We start from the raw sequence: 15,811 nt of genomic DNA on the forward strand, positions 1-15,811 counted from the left end.
AAGACAGATTCCTGAAACAGATATCTTTCGAGGAAAGTTCTTAAACACCCTGTAATTTTTCCCTGATGGGAGTTGGCAAAGCACCCTGTGAATGCGGCTTTGGCAACTGAACTAGCCTAGATAGGGTTGGAGATCGGCCTGCAAGCGCTGACGGGCACGGGCAATGCGAGACTTTACAGTTCCCAAGGATACCCCGGTCATCTCGGCAATCTCTTCGTAGGACAGCCCTTGAATCTCCCGCAGCACAATGGTGGTACGGAACACTTCGGGCAAATCGGCAATGGCGCGATGCAGCTGATCGTAAAACTCCCGCGTCATCATGGTGTCTACGGGGCCGGGAGCGTTGGCGGGGACATCCCAGTCAATGGTGCCATCTTCTAAAGTGAGCGGGGCATCAAGGGAAAGGGTGGCGCGGGTGCGCTTGCGTCGCCGCAATTCGTCGTAGAACAGGTTTGTGGTAATACGGCCTAGCCAGCCCTTGAACTTAGCCGGATCGTTTAAGCGGCGCATATTGCGATAGACCCGAATCCAGACCTCCTGGGCCAAGTCAGCGCGATCGGGCCAGTCGGGGGCCAGGTGGTAGAGCAGCTTGTCTACGTGACTTTGGTAGCGGCGCAGAAGTTCGGCGAACATGGTTCGCTCGGGCCGGAGTCGCTGCTGGCAAAGGGCTACCAGTTCTGTGCTGGTCAACTGTTCAGGCTTGACAGCAGACTTAGGGGCACTAAGGGAAACAGGCCAGGTCGAGAACATGGATTGACTCATATCTTTTAGTAGTAGGCCGACATTGCATGGCCATTGGCGAGCCGCGGAGGGCTAATGCCAGATGGCGCTGTGGCTCCAAAGACAGGCGTGGTTAATGTGAAACATTGTGACGAAGAGCGTTCTGTTCTATGGTCCCCCTTGTGCCTGTGAATTGTCTGTCACACCGTCGGCGGGCAGGAAGTGGGTTTACGGGCAGCCAGATTGACCTTCGAGTCCAGTCGCGGGAGTGATATAACAGATTAGAAGCGCTGCCTAGACGGCAGTCATCCTCCTTTGGAGAGGTGGCAGAGTGGTCGAATGCGCCCGACTTGAAATCGGGTGTGCGCAAGCACCGTGGGTTCGAATCCCACCCTCTCCGTACTGTTGATTAGATTGTTCAAAACTGGGCCAGGCGATTTTGTTGAGCCAGGATTGCCCGATCGCACTCGATCGCACTCGATCGCAACAGTCGCCCCCCGGCGATCGCCCGGTTCAGCCGCTGGCTACAGTTGGGTTGGGGGCATGGGCAAGGCTGGGGCGCGATCGGGGAACAGCAAATACGCGCTGCACGGCCTGGGTGCGATCGCCCTCGGATTCTCCCTCAGCCAGCGTCCACAGGGTGTCGTAGAAGAAAAACGACACTCCGGCAAAGCCCATGCCTCTGGCAACCTGCACCTGCTGCTGGATCAGCGCCATGGGTACAGGTCGATCTTTCAATCCAGTGAGAATGCCAATGCCCGTGGGAATGTGGCGGCGGGCCTGCTGAAGGTCGCGATCGCGGAGGGCGCTGCGAAAGCCAGCAACGTTATCCCGGTAAACCTGAACGATTAACTCTTCGATGTACCCCATCTCTCGCCAGCGGGGCCAGTCTTGCAGGTGTTGGGTGTAGGCCACGGCGGCTGGGTTGGGCGAGACCGACAGCACCGCGTTCGGTCGCCTGGCTTTTACCGTCCAAAACACCCGATCGACCAGGGCGGTAATTTTTGCGGCTCGCCAGCGCGTCCATTCGGCATCGTAGGGGTTGGAGGGTGGAGGTTGGCCCCTGTGCTCTTGCCGATACAGGTCAATCGTGTAGGGGTCGTAGCCAAACGCCACCGGCAGGCTGAAGTGATCATCCAGCTGTAGCCCATCCAGGTCATAGTTATCCACCAGCTCGGCCACCAGGTCGAGGATAAACTGCTGCACCTCTGGGTGAAATGGGTTGAGCCACACCCGCGAATGCCTGCCTTCCAGATCCAGGCGGGCGGTGGGTAAAGCCCCCTGCTTTTGGGTCAGCCAGTCGGGATGGCGCTGGGCCAGAGGAGAGTTGGCCGGGGCCATAAAGCCGAACTCAAACCAGGGGATAACGCTGAGATTGAGGTCTTTGGCCGTTTGGATTAGCTCCAGCAGCAAGTCGCGATCGCCCTGGGCAGATTCCAGGGCCTCGTTGCGCCCCTGGTCTTCTAAATCGGGATAGAGGCCCTGCTTGTAGCCCGTGGCCCATTCCCCCACCTGGCTGGGATAGAGGGTATAGCCCCAGCTCCACACGGCTGGGTAAAGGGTGTTGAAACGGTGGCTGGCGAGCTGCCGCAGCGTTTCGTTTACCGCTTGCGCTGAAAAGAGTACCTGGCTGTCCACATTCGTCAGCCATACCCCTCGAATTTCGCTGGGTGCACTGGCAATGGCCTGGGCAGGCGGCAGGGCAACTAAACTTTGAGCCATCCCAATTAGCAGGGCCGTCAGCACAGCAAGGCCCACATAGCAGAACCGTCCCATGGCGTTTCCCAATCATCACTCTCGGGGTTTCTCTACTCAGTTACCAATTAAGACCAATAGCAGCTGGGGTTTTCGCGGCTCTTAAGCCTGATAGTCAACTGGTACAGCTTGAGAAACAGTCGGGCTTGGAAAAACGACTCAGTTTTGAGCGCAGCGGGTGAAGCCGAGCACCATGGATAGCTGGTCTTAGAGTGGCGTTTGGAATGGGATTGGAGGGGATTAGGGATAAATCTGAGGATAGTCGCTGGGCTCTACAAATTCCGCTGGCGAATCACTGCATTCCTGATATCGAAAGGTCGCCAGCTTCAGTTCACTCCCCGTCCACTGGTACTCGGCTAACGAACCACAGTCGCCCACGCCCCGCGCTTTGCTAAACACCGTCAGCAATCCCTGTTTGGGGTCAAACTCTACCAGCCCTGCCACGGTGGCCTCGCTGGTGCGATCGAACTGCCCCGCCTGATTGGGGTAAAACACATCCAGCTTGAGCGGCTGTAGGGTGCCATCGGGCTGGTACACCACGTAGGCATAGACCGCCTGATAGGCCGCCAGGGTGCATTCCAGCTCGACCAGAGCGCGATCGCCCAGGGGGTAGACCTGAGACCCCGCCCGGGCCGCCTCGGGCTGAAAGAAGCCATCGCAGAGGTTGAGGCTGGCCTCCTGGTCGTACACCGTCTGCAAGATCGTATCGGCGGCTGGCAGATCGCTCTGGGCAGCGGGAGCGGTTTCAGGTTCCTCCGGGGCAGCCTCGGTGGCCGGTGGCGTATTGCATCCTGCGATCGCGATCGCGACCAGCGCGACCACCAAGCTGAGAGGACGGGTCAGTGCCTGGGGCAGAGCGGTGGCAATGGCCGTTGCGCTGTCCATTGCGCTGCGGATTGTGGATTCTCTCACGCTGGTCTCCTGGGTGCGATCGCAAGCTGTGTCCTATGCCCCAGCCCTAGCTGAGGGGGTCTGGGCTGGGTTAAAGAGATATGGCGCTGCTCTAGCGGTCTGCCTCAGGATCCGAGCTGCTTCCCAGGGCCGCCGGGGGCGAGGCGCCATGGCCCAGGTTTTGCAGCGTTTGGGTGAGGTCTAGGCCGGTGGTTTGCTTCAGCTGCTCCATAAAGGCGGCCAACTTGGTGGCGCTGCCGCCGCGCCCCGGATCGACTACGGTAATGCTGTCTACCTGCACGTCGGGCACGGTGGCGACCAGGTTGGCCAGCAGCGACTCCAGCTTTTGAAACAGAAAGATTTCGCGGGCGTGGTCGCCTGCGGCTTTCCAGGTGGTGGCCAGCTCGCGGATGCCCTCGGCGCGGGCGCGACCGTCTTCGACGATGCTGGCGGCGTCGCCCTTGGCGCGGGCCTGGGCCTGCTGACAGGCGGCGATCGCCGGGGCAATCACGTCGGCCTGGAGCTGCTGCTCGACCTGGTTGCGGCGCTCGCGCTGAACGGCAAAGGCGGCCTCGGTGCGGGCCACTTCGGCGGCAATTTCGGCCTCGGCTTCGGAGATGGCGGCCTGGCGCTGGCTGAGGGCATTTTGCAGGCGGCGATCGGCATCGGCGCGGGTGGTTTCAATTTTGGCCTCGATCTGGCGCAGGGAGGTGCGCTTGAGGTTTTCGGCCGCCTGGAGGGCCGACTGGGCCTTGGCTTCGGCTTCGGCAATGCGGGCGTCGCGCTGGAGGTCGGCCTGCTGCTTCCGGCCAATCGAGTTGAGGTAGCCGACATCGTCGGAGATGTTTTGAATTTGCAGGTTGTCGAGAATCAGGCCGAGCTGGGCCAGGTCGTCGTCGGCTTCATCCAGCAGGTTGCGCACAAAGGCCATCTTGTCTTCGTTCACCTCCTCCGGGGTGAGGGTGGCGAGCACGCCGCGCAGGTTGCCTTCCAGGGTTTCGCGGGCAATTTTTTCGATCTCTTCGCGGCTTTTGCCCAGCAGCCGCTCGATCGCATTGTGGATCGCCGGTTCTTCACCGGCAATTTTGATATTCGCCACGCCGTCGACATTGAGGGGAATGCCGCCCTTGGAGTAGGCGTTGGCCACCTTCAGCTCGATGATCATGTTGGTGAGTTCCATGCGGAACGTCTTTTCGAGCAGGGGTTTGCGAATGCTGCTGCCCCCCTTCACCAATCGGTAGCCCACCCGGCGACCATCGCTGACCGTGCGGCGATCGCCCGAAAAAATCAGCACCTCGCTGGGCTGGCAGATGTAGTAGAGGTTTTTAATAATCAGCAGCAGGCTGCCGGTGGCCCCAAACATCACCACCAGCAGGGTAAAGATCAGGCTCATAGGGTATTCTCCGTGGGGGGGATGAGGGGGGATGGGGGAGATGGGGGAGCGGCAGGCGGCCCAATGGGAGACGAAAGCGCCGCCAGGGGAATGCCGAGAATTTGCTCAGACTGGTGCAGAAACTGCTTCACCATTTCGGGGTAGGCGTTGAGCAGCGATGCGATCGCCCTGCCGTCGCCGTTGTCGATCACATTTACCTGGCCCAAATGCAGCCGACCGGGGATGCGCCCCGCCTCCTTCAGCACCATTTCCAGCTGCTGCACCAGAAAGATTTGGGAGGCATCCACCCCCGTGTCCTGCCACACCTGCACCAGCATTTGGCTGGCCTGGGCCGAGGCCCTGGCGTTTTCTTCCAGGGTGGCGGCGGCGCCCCGGGCCTGAAATTCCTGGGCTCGCTGCTGGGCCTGGGCGGGCAGCACCTGCTCCACTTCCAGGCGGGCCTTTTCCAGCTGGGCGCGAATGGCCTGGAGTTCGCGCTGGGCGCGGGCGCGGGCCTCGGCGGCGGCGGCCTGGGTGCGCTCCTCTTCGATGCGGGCCTGCTTTTCCACCTCGGCGGTGATCCGCCGCAGCTCGTTTTCCTTTTCTTGAATTACGGTGCGGGCCTGGGTTTGAGCCACCTCGGCCTGTTTGCTGCTGTCGGCCTCAATCTGCTGGGCCTCGGCCACGGCGTTGGACTCGGCAATTTCGGCATCGCGCACCACGTTGGCAATCTGCCGCCGCCCAATCGAGTTGAGGTAGTCAACATGGTCAGCGACGCTCTGAATTTTCAGGGTATCGAGCTGCAGGCCCAGTTTGACCAGGTCGTTGCGCACGTCGCTGGCGATGCGCTCGGCAAACTCCAGCCGGTCTTCGTTCAGCTGCTCGGGGGTGAGGGTCGCCACCACGCCGCGCAGGTTGCCCTCCAGGGTTTCCCGCGCCACGCGGGCAATTTCCTCGCGACCCCGGCCCAAAAAGCGCTCGATCGCATTGCCCACCAGGGTTTCATCGCGGGCAATTTTGACATTGGCGATCGCCTGAATATCCAGCGGCGTACCGCCTTTGGAGTAGGCGTTGGTGACCTCAATCGGCACCGGCATGGTGGTCAAATCCATGGTTTTGACCGTTTCGAGAATGGGAATGCGAAAGGTGCGCCCGCCGTAAATCACCCGGTAGCCCGTGGTCTGCCCATCGGGGCGGCGGTACTTGCGCCCGGAGATAATCAAAATTTTGTTGGGGTCGCAGATCTGCACTAGGGCGTTGACCCCCCAAATGGCGATCAAAATAGCGAAGATCAGCACGGCGATCGCCCCGCCCCCCAGGGCTCGCCCCCCGCTTTGCCCCACCACCGGAGCAGGCGGCATTACCGCTGCGATCGCCGCCGTATCAGCCCTGTGGATTCCATTCGCCATACATACCTCTTCCTTAGTTCTCAAGCTCTAGCGCTAGCCCCATCACCCCATCACCCCATCACCCCATCACCCCATCACCCCATCACCCCTCTACCCCTCTACCCCATCACTCCATCACTCCATCACCCCCTCCGCCGCCGCCACCCACAGCTTGTCGCGCTCCAGCCCCACCACCAGCACCGAGTCGCCGCGCTGAAACTCCCGCTCCTCCTGGGTCATGGCCAAGAAGCTTACCCTGGAGCCGCTGAGGCTGAGGTACACCTTGCCTCGGCTGTGGGCATCGAAGGGAATTTCCACCGTGCCAATCTGGCCCGTCAGATCCTCGGGGCGAATCAGGCTGCTAACCGACTGCCGCCCCAGGGCGCGCAGCACCAGCGCCGCTACCAGCCCGCAGAAAAAGCCCATCAGTACGGCAATTAGCGCCCCTAGCCAGCCCGGCGGACGGGGCTGCACCAGCTGAAGCAGCAGCCCCGTGAGGCCAAAAAAGCAGAGGGCAAAGGTCCAAAACCGCAGGCTGAGGAAGGGCAGCCACCAGCGCGATCGCAGAGCCGTCAGCGTCTGGTCAATTTGGGTGCCCGCGTCAATGTCGTCTACGTGGTCGGGGAAATGGATATCGATATGATCGGGGAGATGGGCATCGACATCAAAATCACCGGCAATATGGGCGCCGTCTAGACCGCCGACGGCGGCAAGCAGCACAAAAATGCCTCCGACAATAAAGCAAAGACCATAGATCACCATGGGTTAGCGGCACCTCAAGGGTTGGCCGATATGTTAGTCTCCGTTGCCAGGGTACTCTCGCTGCCCTGACCTACGCCCGTGTTCTTCACTCTCCTTAATTAGGAAAGCCCAAAATTAGGAATAGAAAGCCCTAGTACTCGGAGGCTGAAATATGTCGACTGTTCCAGCTCGCTTGGCTCCCTAGCGCCCCTGCTCCCTCGTGATTGACAATAGTCGTCACACTTGTGCCGCAATCTACTAGCCAGACTCAAGCTGGTGCCCAAAGCATGGGGTAATTGGTTTGGGTTGTTCGGGTGGTTTTGTCAAAGGTATGCAGGCAGATTGGGCCTGGTCAGGCCTCTAGGGCAGCCTTGAACGCTGGCTTTTATCTCTCTTCGGGTAGATTGATATTTTTGTAACGAGCATGAAAACTGGCTGGTATTGATGGGCGCTATGATTGCTTATCTATAGGTCAACGGGTTGAAAAGGTGCTTTGGGCATCTGGCAGGACTTAGACAGCCCAGAATTGGGTATCTCGTTTCGTTGTGGACAGGCCGAAGCAGCTGCAATTCGCCCGACGGTTTTCCACTTCTAAGGCCCAGATTGATTAGATGCTGACGATCCTTAAGCTCATGGCTCACGGGTGGGTTACAGGAGGGGAAAACTATCGATGACGCAGCATCCACAATCGGCTGGCCAAGGGTTTGGGGGCGGGGGCGAAATGGGCGCCCTGATGCGTTCCTACGATTGGTCAAAAACGTCGTTTGGGGCTGTGGAACAATGGCCGCAGAGTTTGCGATCGGCCCTCAGTATTTGCCTCAACTCCCGCTTTCCGATCGCCATCTACTGGGGGCCAGACTGCCTGCTGCTCTACAACGACGCCTGGCGTCCCATTGTTGGCGACAAGCACCCCTGGTCGCTGGGCCGCCCCGCCCAGGACGTCTGGCCCGAAATTTGGCAGAACATTGGCCCAGAATTTGCCAAGGTGTTTGCTACGGGGGAGGGCATTTTTTACAGCGACGAGCTGCTGGCGATGCATCGGTTTGGCTACACCGAGGAATGCTTCTTTGACTACACATTCAACCCCATTCAGGGGGAAAGCGGCAGGATTGAAGGCATTTTTAACGTGGTCAGCGAGACCACCTACCGGGTTTTAAACGATCGCCGCGCCCGACTGCTGCGGGAGCTGGCCTCTAAAACGGCAGCGGCCAAGACCGTTGAGGAAACCTGCACCCTGATGGCGGCAGCGCTTGACTCTGACCCGGCTGACATTCCGCTGGCGCTGCTCTACCTCGTCAACGATGAGGGGAGTGCCCTCTGCTTCTGCGGCGGCACCGAGTCGGCCCTGGGGTTGGCCGCCGCGCCCCGGCGGGTGCCCCTACAGCCAGCAAAAGCAGAGGGCACGACGCTGACGGGCTGGCCGATCGCGCAGGTGGCGCAAACGGGACGACCCCAGACCGTTGACGACCTGGTAACGCGCTTTGGCGTGCTGCCGGGCAGCCCCTGGCCGGAGCCGCCCCAGGAAGCCAGGATTTTGCCCGTTGTGGTGCCTGGGCAGGCCAGCGTAGCGGCGGTATTGGTAGCGGTGGCCAGCCCCCGCCGTCGGCTGGATGACAACTACCGCGACTTTTTTGAGCAGCTGGCCGGGCAGCTGGCCACGGCGATCGCCAACGCCCGCTCCCACGAGGAGGCGCAGCGGCGGGCGGAGCAGCTGGCCGAACTCGATCGGGCCAAGACGGTCTTTTTTTCAAACGTCAGCCACGAGTTTCGCACCCCCCTGACCCTGATGCTGGGGCCGGTGCAGGAGGCCCTTCAGCACGCCCAGGATGACCAGCAGCGCGATCGCCTGGAGCTGGTGCAGCGCAACGCCCTGCGCCTGCAAAAGCTGGTCAACACCCTGCTCGATTTCTCCCGCATTGAGGCAGGCCGGATTGAGGCCGTCTACGAACCCACAGACCTGGCGCGGCTGACGACGGACCTGGCCGGGGTGTTTCGCTCTGCCATTGAGCAGGCCGGTCTACAGCTCTTTGTGGACTGCGCTCCCCTGCCCGAACCCGCCTACGTGGACCGGGAGATGTGGGAGAAAATTGTGCTGAACCTGCTCTCCAACGCCTTTAAGTTCACCTTTGAAGGGGCGATCGCCGTTACCCTACGCCCCGGACCAGACCACATTCGGCTGGAGGTGAGCGACACCGGCACGGGCATTCCCGCCCCAGAATTGCCCCACATTTTTGAGCGATTTCACCGGGTGCAGGGGGCCAGAGGACGCACCCACGAAGGCTCGGGCATTGGGCTAGCGCTGGTGCAGGAGCTGGTAGAGCTGCACGGCGGCACCATTGGCGTCACCAGCCAGGTTGGCCAGGGCACCCAATTTACCGTCACCCTGCCCACAGGCTACGCCCATCTGCCCGGCGATCGCCTCAATGCCCCCCGCACCCAGCCCTCCACCGCCACCGGAGCCACCCCCTACCTAGAAGAAACCCTCGCCTGGCCCCTCTCCCCCACCTCCCCAATCTCCCCTACCCCCCCAACTCCTCCCCCCTCACCCCCACTCCCCTACTCCCCACTCCCCCACTCCCCCACATCCTCCTGGCCGACGACAACGCCGACATGCTGGACTACGTCAAACGGCTGCTGAGCCAGCGGTACCAGGTGCAGACCGTGAGGGATGGCCGGGCGGCCCTGGCGGCCATTCAGCAGCAGCCTCCCGATCTGGTGCTGACCGATGTGATGATGCCGGTGCTAGACGGCTTTGAGCTGCTGCGGCAGCTGCGGGCAGACCCCCAAACTAGGGATCTGCCGATCATTCTGCTGTCGGCGCGGGCAGGGGATGAGTCCCGCCTTGAGGGGCTGACCGCCGGGGCCGACGACTATCTCATCAAGCCGTTTTCGGCCCAGGAGCTGCTGGCGCGGGTGGAGGCCAGCCTGAAGCTGGCGCAGCTGCGCCAGGAGTCTCGGGCCATGCTCCAGCGCAGCGAGGAGCGATCGCGGCTGGCCGTTCAGGTCGCCCATCTGGGCACCTGGCACTACGACCCCGCCACCAATCTGGTCGAGCTAGACGCGCGCATGCGCGACATTTGGGGCGAGCCCGCCGATGGGCCGCCGCTGCCCCTGCACCAGGTGGTCGCGCGGATTCACCCGGAGGATTTGGAGCGCATTGCCGGGGCCGTGCGCACGGCCCTCGATCCAGCCTCGCCGGGCACCTACGAGATGGACTACCGAATTGTGTGGAACGACGGCACCGAGCGCTGGATCGCCGCCAACGGGCAGGCCCTGTTTGCGGGGGAGGGAGAGGGGCGACGGGCGGCTGAGTTTTTAGGCACCGCCCTAGACATCACCGAGCGCAAGCAGACGGAGCTGCTGCTGGCAGAGCAGACCCGCCTGCTGGGCCAAGTCGCCGCAGGCTGCCCCCTAGACGACTGCCTGCTTGCCATATGCACCACCATCGCCCGGCTAAATTCGCGGGTGCGGGCCTGCTTTCTGCTCACCGATGGACAGCAGCAGTTTTCTCGCCCAATTACCCCTCACTTTCCGCCGTCGTTTAGGGACGAGCTGAGGGATACCCCGATCAATGAACTCTGTATCGGCACCTGTGGCGAGGCGGTGTGTTCTGGTCAGCCCATTACCTGTGCCGATATGGCCAACGACGATCGCTGGTCGCCAGGCTGGCGAGAGGTTTGCCTGGCCCACAACATTCTGGCCTGCCACTCGACCCCGGTGCTGGGCGTAGATGGGCTGGCCTTCGGCTCGCTGATGATGTGTTTTGAGCAGGCCCGACTGCCGACGGCGTGGGAGTATCAGCTGGCCGACTTTGGCACCCAGGTCGCCAGCATTGCCTTCGAGCGCGATCGCGCCAGCCTGGCCCTGCGCGACAGCGAGCACCGCTATCGCACCCTGTTTGAGTCGATGGACGAGGGCTTTTGCATTTGCGAAATGCTGTTCGACGCCGACGGCAAACCCGTCGACTATCGCTTTTTAGAGATCAACCCGACCTTTGAAACCCTGACCGGGCAGCAGCAGGTGGTCGGAAAAACGGCGCTAGAGCTGTCGCCCGACCTGGATCCCTTCTGGATTGAGACCTACGGCAGGATTGTGCTGACCGGAGAACCCCAGCAGTTTGAGCACGAGGCGCCGATTATGGACCGCTGGTTCGACGTCAGCGCCTTTGCGATTGGGGAACCCCAAAGCCATCGGTTTGCCATTCTGTTTACCGATATCAGCGATCGCAGAAAGGTAGAACGCGAGCGGGAACGGTTTCTGGCGGTAGGCTCAGACCTACAAGTAATCACCGGCAGCGACGGCTATTTTCAGTGGGCCAGCCCCACCTTTGAGCGGGTGCTCGGCTGGACGGCGGCGGAAATGGTTGGGCGCCCGTGGGTCGAGTTTGTCCACCCCGACGATAGGCCGAAGTCTGTGGGAGAAACGGACAGCCTATTTCGCGGCGACAAGACCCTGGCCTTTGAAAACCGTTATCGGCACAAAGACGGCTCCTACCGCTGGTTTCTCTGGAATGCCCAGCCCTACCTCGCCGACCAGGTTGTCTACGGAGCCGCCATCGACATCACAGACCTGAAGCAAACCGAAGAAGCCCTGCGGCAGCGCGAAACCGAGCTGCGATTGGTGACCAACGCCGTGCCCGCCCTGATTACCTTTATCGACGCCGACCAGCGCTATCGCTTCAACAACCAGGGCTACGAAGACTGGTTTGGCCAGTCCACCGAAGATATCTACGGCAAGCACATCAAGGACGTGGCGGGGGAGGCCGCCTACGAGCAGGTGCGCCCCTATGTCGAACGGGTTTTGGCCGGGCAGCAGGTCACCTTCGAGCGGGCTGTTCAGTTCAAAGATGGCAGCAACCGCTACCTGAGCGTTACCTACGTGCCCCGCGTCAGCGACCAGGGCCAGGTAGAGGGGTTTGTGGCGCTGATCAACGACATCAGCGATCGCAAGCAGGCCGAAGCAGCCCTGCGCCAGAGCGAAGAGCGCTATCGCTATCTGGTCGAGTCAATTCCCCAGCTGGTGTGGACAGCCAATGCCGAGGGGGCCATTATCGACGTCAATCAGCGCTGGTCTGCCTTTACGGGGCTCACCCTCGACCAGATCAAAACCCAGGGTTGGCAGGCCGTGGTTCACCCCGAAGACGCGCCCATCCTGGGCCAAAACTGGGCCGCCGCCCAGCAGACCGGCACCAACTACCAGGCCGAAGGCCGCATGCGCCGGGCCGACGGGGTCTACCGCTGGCATCTGCATCAAGCCGTACCGCTGAGAACCGCCCAGGGGCAGGTGAGCAAATGGTTTGGCACCGCCACCGACATCGAAGACCAAAAACAGCTCGAGCACCAGCGCAGCCAGCTCCTGAAACAGGAACAGGCCGCCCGCGCCGCCGCCGAAGCCGCCAGCCGCACCAAAGATGAGTTTTTAGCCGTGGTTTCCCACGAGCTCAGGTCGCCCCTCAACCCGATTTTAGGGTGGGCAACTCTGCTGCAGCGGGGCACCCTGGATGCCACCAAGACCCAGCAGGCCCTCGCCGTAATTGAGCGCAACGCCAGACTGCAAACGGAGCTGATCGACGACCTGCTCGACGTGTCTCGCATGCTGCGCGGCAAGCTTGAGATCAACGCCAGCACGGTCCATTTAGCCGCTACCATTCGGGCTGCCATCGACACCGTGCGCCTGGCCGCCGAAGCCAAATCGATTCAGCTCGACACCTGCCTCGACGATGACATCGGCCTGGTGTCGGGAGACGCCACGCGCCTCCAGCAGGTGGTTTGGAATTTGCTGTCCAACGCGGTTAAGTTTACCCCCGCTGGCGGACGGGTGGAGGTGCGTCTGGCCAGGGGCGCCAACCACCAGGCCGAAATCATCGTGACCGACACCGGCAAAGGCATTGTGCCTGAGTTCCTGCCCCTCATTTTCGACTACTTTCGCCAGGCCGATAGCGCTACGACCCGCCAGTTTGGCGGCCTGGGCCTGGGCCTGGCGATTGTGCGGCACCTGGTCGAGCTGCACGGCGGCACCATTGAGGCCAAGAGCCCTGGGGAAGGGCTGGGGGCCACCTTTACCGTGCGGCTGCCCACCCTGCCCACCCAGCCCGACTCCTCCAGCGAGGCCCAGCCCAAAGACCTCTCGCCAGGCTTGCAGGGAACCCGCGTTTTGGTGGTCGATGACGACACCGACACGCGCAATTTCGTCACGTTTTTGCTGGAACAGGCCGGGGCCAAGGTCGTCTCAGTCGCCACCGCCGTAGACGCGCTGGCCGCCCTGGGGCAGGCTCAACCCCAAATTTTAGTCAGCGACGTGGGGATGCCCGAGATGGATGGCTACATGCTGATGCGCCAGATTAGAGCCCTGCCCGCCGAGGCCGGTGGCCAGGTTCCGGCGATCGCCCTGACCGCCTATGCCCGCGAGTCTGACCAAAATCAGGCCCTAGCCGCTGGTTTTCAGCGGCATATTTCCAAGCCGGTGCAGCCCGCCGCCTTGATTCAGGCGATCGCAGAGTTGATTCAGTGATTGCAGGCATGGGGCTACCATAGCTTTATGACCCGTCTCTTTCCCTGCCCCTACCTCAGCACCACAGTTGAGCTTTCTGCCGAAAGAGAACAGCACATCGCCACCAACCACCCGGGTACACTGCCAGACTACTTAGAGCAGCTCCATGAAACCCTTGCCAATCCAGACCAAATCCGCAGCAGTGAGCGAGATGAGTCAGCTCTCTTATTTTCCAAATGGTTTGCCTCAATTCGCACAGGGCGACACCTTGTAGCTGTGGTAGTTGGCGAAGCCAACAGTTCAAGGCGTTGGATCATCACCGCCTATACAGCCCGTAAATTAGCTGGAGGTCAAGTCCTATGGCAGAAAAACTAACCTTTCGATACGACAAAATCGGCGACATTCTCTATATCGGCAACTGCAAGCCTTACCCCGAACAAGAATCAGAAGAAATTGGCGATGAAATTGTCGCTCGTCTAAATCCTGACTCTGGCGAGATCGAAAACCTGGAAATTTTATTCTTTTCTCAGCGGTTTCTCAACACCGACCTGCTAGAGCTACCGATCATCGCCAATCTGCGGCTGGCAGCATCTTAACGGCTTACCTCCTATAGCGATGACTACGTATACCTGGCGCTAGACATTCAATGAATCGGTTGGGGAATTAGGCTAGTTGAGCTGGGCGCGAAAGCGGTTGACGCTGATTCCCAATAGCAGCACCGCAAACGCCACCAGGGTAAAGACCTCGGGCAGCAGCGCCCCGATGCCCACGCCCTTGAGAATGAGGCTGCGGGCGATGGTGACGTAGTGGCGCAGGGGATCGAAAAACGACAGGGTGCGAAAGAAGGCGGGCATGCTCTCGATCGGGGCGATCGCCCCCGAGAGCTGAATCAGCGGCACATTAAAAAAGAACGAGGTCAGCACCACCTGCTGCTGGGTGCGCGAAATCGTCGCCAGCAAAATTCCGATGCTGATGCAGACAAACACGTAGACCCCCGACAGGGCCAAAAACAAAAAATAGTTGCCGCGAAAGGGCAGGCCGAAGACTAGGCGAGCGATCGCAGAGGCCAGCAGCACATCCCCCATCAGCACCACAAACAGGGGCGCGATCTTGGCCCCCAAAATTTCCCAGCCCTGGGCCGGGGTCATCAACAGCTGCTCCAGGGTGCCAGTGTCTTTTTCGCGAATGACGGTGGTGGATGACACCAGCGAGCCGGTCAGGGTCAGCACCACGCCAATCACCCCCGGCACAAAGAACCAGCTGCTGAGCAGGCCGGGGTTGTACAAAAACTGCGCCGACACCTCAACCGGCACCTCCGGCCGCATTCCTGAACCGCGCGCCAGGTTTTGCCCGTAGCTGTTGATGATTTGCTGCATGTAGCCGCCCGCTATCCCCGCCGTGTTGGCGTCAACGCCGTCGATTAGCACCTGCACATCCACCGATTTGCCCGCCGCCAGGCGATCGCCAAAGTCGGGCGGAATCACCAGCCCGGTGGAAACCTGCCCCCTGCGCACCTGCTGCCCCAGCGCCCCCACGCTGGGCTGAAACGACTGCACCTCGAACACATCGTTGGCCACCAGGGCCGCCACAAACTCGCGGCTGCTGGGGCTATTGCCGTAGTCCACTATCCCCAGGCTGAGGTGATCGACCGCCGGATTCAGGGCCAGGCCAAAAATCAGCAGCTGCACCGTGGGCGGGAACAGCAGCAGGAAGATGATCTGGCGGTTTTTGAGGATCTGCCGGATTTCTTTCAGCGTTAGCGACCAGAAGCGGGAAGTGGGGAGGGGCATAGATGGATAAGTAAATGGGTGAATGGGAGAGGAACCGAGTACCTTTTGCTTGGCGGTTGCTATACCGGTTCAACTTGGTTGGGCTATAACCTGTGTGTAAGACAGAAAAGCCAGTTCCAATGAAAAAGCGGCAGGTAGGGCGGTACGCTATGCAAACCACAACACTTTATAACCAGGATTTCTACGCTTGGACGCAGCGCCAGATAGAGCTATTGCAGGCCGGACAGTGGAACCAGGTGGATATTGAAAACTTGATTGAGGAGTTAGATTCGTTGGGCAAGCAACAGCGTCAGGAGTTGCGCAACCGTATGGGGGTGCTGCTGGGGCATCTGCTCAAGTGGCACTATCAACCGGTCGGGCGATCGCGCTCCTGGACTGGGACAATCCGAGAGCAACGGCGGCGCATTAAAGAACATTTGGCCGATAACCCCAGCCTAAAACCCTATTTCTCCGAAGCGATCGAGCGAGGCTATCAGGATGGTTTAGATCTAATCGAGAGAGAGACCTCCCTTGACCCTAAGCAACTGCCTCAATCATGCCCCTTCTCCGAAGCTGAGATCTTCGATGAACCGGTGGAAATGGAGGAATAACCAACTTTTACAGGATCCGCCCTGGCTACCCCTGGGTGGGCTGGGCAAGACGGATTTAGTATTAGCTCTAACATG

The 15,811-nt window shown here is 60.8% G+C and carries 12 protein-coding genes and 1 tRNA gene; 6 read left to right on the forward strand and 7 right to left on the reverse strand.

From position 1 onward, the window contains the following. Nucleotides 1–111 precede the first annotated feature (111 nt). Nucleotides 112–762 (reverse strand): sigma-70 family RNA polymerase sigma factor, encoded by a 651-nt coding sequence (locus tag LEPTO7104_RS0102815; protein WP_026072316.1) that lies wholly within the window; start codon nt 760–762, stop codon nt 112–114. A gap of 275 nt (nt 763–1,037) precedes the next feature. Here LEPTO7104_RS0102815 and LEPTO7104_RS0102820 point away from each other — a divergent pair. After that, nucleotides 1,038–1,120, forward strand: a tRNA-Ser gene (locus tag LEPTO7104_RS0102820). Nucleotides 1,121–1,233: 113 nt separating this feature from the next. Here the strand turns inward: LEPTO7104_RS0102820 and LEPTO7104_RS0102825 are convergent. The 5 genes from LEPTO7104_RS0102825 to LEPTO7104_RS0102845 all read right to left on the reverse strand — a co-directional run bounded on the left by LEPTO7104_RS0102825 (nt 1,234) and on the right by LEPTO7104_RS0102845 (nt 6,888). Further along, nucleotides 1,234–2,496 carry a glycoside hydrolase family 10-like protein gene (locus tag LEPTO7104_RS0102825; protein WP_040695251.1) on the reverse strand — a complete coding sequence of 421 codons (1,263 nt, stop codon included), beginning with the start codon at nt 2,494–2,496 and terminating at the stop codon, nt 1,234–1,236. Between the two features lie 219 nt (nt 2,497–2,715). Then, complete coding sequence (locus LEPTO7104_RS36605; protein WP_017297031.1) at nt 2,716–3,360, reverse strand: DUF1176 domain-containing protein; 645 nt, start codon at nt 3,358–3,360, stop codon at nt 2,716–2,718. Between the two features lie 118 nt (nt 3,361–3,478). Further along, nucleotides 3,479–4,759, reverse strand: coding sequence for a flotillin family protein (locus tag LEPTO7104_RS32485; RefSeq protein ID WP_017297032.1), 1,281 nt, complete (start codon nt 4,757–4,759; stop codon nt 3,479–3,481). Then, nucleotides 4,756–6,099: a flotillin family protein gene (locus LEPTO7104_RS0102840; RefSeq protein WP_017297033.1), complete on the reverse strand. Its 1,344-nt coding sequence runs from the start codon at nt 6,097–6,099 to the stop codon at nt 4,756–4,758. Before LEPTO7104_RS0102840 ends, LEPTO7104_RS32485 begins: the two co-directional genes overlap by 4 nt. Nucleotides 6,100–6,261: 162 nt before the next feature. Next, nucleotides 6,262–6,888, reverse strand: coding sequence for an OB-fold-containig protein (locus LEPTO7104_RS0102845; protein WP_017297034.1), 627 nt, complete (start codon nt 6,886–6,888; stop codon nt 6,262–6,264). A gap of 649 nt (nt 6,889–7,537) precedes the next feature. On the opposite strand from LEPTO7104_RS0102845, the gene LEPTO7104_RS41490 reads away from it, so the two are divergent. Genes LEPTO7104_RS41490 through LEPTO7104_RS0102860 form a run of 4 tightly spaced genes read left to right on the forward strand, consistent with a single transcriptional unit; the run spans nt 7,538 to nt 13,952 of the window. Further along, nucleotides 7,538–9,505, forward strand: a complete 1,968-nt coding sequence (locus LEPTO7104_RS41490; protein WP_083886992.1) for a GAF domain-containing sensor histidine kinase — start codon at nt 7,538–7,540, stop codon at nt 9,503–9,505. Next, nucleotides 9,478–13,377 (forward strand): PAS domain S-box protein, encoded by a 3,900-nt coding sequence (locus tag LEPTO7104_RS39265; RefSeq protein WP_017297035.1) that lies wholly within the window; start codon nt 9,478–9,480, stop codon nt 13,375–13,377. Before LEPTO7104_RS41490 ends, LEPTO7104_RS39265 begins: the two co-directional genes overlap by 28 nt. 27 nt (nt 13,378–13,404) lie before the next feature. After that, entirely contained in the window at nt 13,405–13,731 is a 327-nt protein-coding gene (locus LEPTO7104_RS37865) for a hypothetical protein (protein WP_071527357.1), read from the forward strand. Beyond that, nucleotides 13,716–13,952, forward strand: a complete 237-nt coding sequence (locus LEPTO7104_RS0102860; protein WP_017297036.1) for a DUF2283 domain-containing protein — start codon at nt 13,716–13,718, stop codon at nt 13,950–13,952. The genes LEPTO7104_RS37865 and LEPTO7104_RS0102860 overlap by 16 nt, the downstream gene beginning before the upstream one ends. Nucleotides 13,953–14,024: 72 nt before the next feature. Here LEPTO7104_RS0102860 and LEPTO7104_RS0102865 read toward each other — a convergent pair whose 3' ends face one another. Continuing rightward, nucleotides 14,025–15,146 carry an ABC transporter permease gene (locus tag LEPTO7104_RS0102865; RefSeq protein WP_017297037.1) on the reverse strand — a complete coding sequence of 374 codons (1,122 nt, stop codon included), beginning with the start codon at nt 15,144–15,146 and terminating at the stop codon, nt 14,025–14,027. Nucleotides 15,147–15,295: 149 nt separating this feature from the next. On the opposite strand from LEPTO7104_RS0102865, the gene LEPTO7104_RS0102870 reads away from it, so the two are divergent. Then, complete coding sequence (locus tag LEPTO7104_RS0102870) at nt 15,296–15,736, forward strand: DUF29 domain-containing protein (RefSeq protein ID WP_026072317.1); 441 nt, start codon at nt 15,296–15,298, stop codon at nt 15,734–15,736. The last annotated feature ends 75 nt before the right edge of the window (nt 15,737–15,811 follow it).

The sequence above is a fragment of the Nodosilinea nodulosa PCC 7104 genome (genome assembly GCF_000309385.1).
Lineage (GTDB): Bacteria > Cyanobacteriota > Cyanobacteriia > Phormidesmidales > Phormidesmidaceae > Nodosilinea > Nodosilinea nodulosa.

Coding starts and splice junctions, on each gene's coding strand:
- LEPTO7104_RS0102815 (WP_026072316.1), bottom strand. CDS start 762: ATGAGTCAATCCATGTTCTCGACCTGGCCTGTTTCCCTTAGTGCCCCT.
- LEPTO7104_RS0102825 (WP_040695251.1), bottom strand. CDS start 2,496: ATGGGACGGTTCTGCTATGTGGGCCTTGCTGTGCTGACGGCCCTGCTA.
- LEPTO7104_RS36605 (WP_017297031.1), bottom strand. CDS start 3,360: ATGGACAGCGCAACGGCCATTGCCACCGCTCTGCCCCAGGCACTGACC.
- LEPTO7104_RS32485 (WP_017297032.1), bottom strand. CDS start 4,759: ATGAGCCTGATCTTTACCCTGCTGGTGGTGATGTTTGGGGCCACCGGC.
- LEPTO7104_RS0102840 (WP_017297033.1), bottom strand. CDS start 6,099: ATGCCGCCTGCTCCGGTGGTGGGGCAAAGCGGGGGGCGAGCCCTGGGG.
- LEPTO7104_RS0102845 (WP_017297034.1), bottom strand. CDS start 6,888: ATGGTGATCTATGGTCTTTGCTTTATTGTCGGAGGCATTTTTGTGCTG.
- LEPTO7104_RS41490 (WP_083886992.1), top strand. CDS start 7,538: ATGACGCAGCATCCACAATCGGCTGGCCAAGGGTTTGGGGGCGGGGGC.
- LEPTO7104_RS39265 (WP_017297035.1), top strand. CDS start 9,478: ATGCTGGACTACGTCAAACGGCTGCTGAGCCAGCGGTACCAGGTGCAG.
- LEPTO7104_RS37865 (WP_071527357.1), top strand. CDS start 13,405: ATGACCCGTCTCTTTCCCTGCCCCTACCTCAGCACCACAGTTGAGCTT.
- LEPTO7104_RS0102860 (WP_017297036.1), top strand. CDS start 13,716: ATGGCAGAAAAACTAACCTTTCGATACGACAAAATCGGCGACATTCTC.
- LEPTO7104_RS0102865 (WP_017297037.1), bottom strand. CDS start 15,146: ATGCCCCTCCCCACTTCCCGCTTCTGGTCGCTAACGCTGAAAGAAATC.
- LEPTO7104_RS0102870 (WP_026072317.1), top strand. CDS start 15,296: ATGCAAACCACAACACTTTATAACCAGGATTTCTACGCTTGGACGCAG.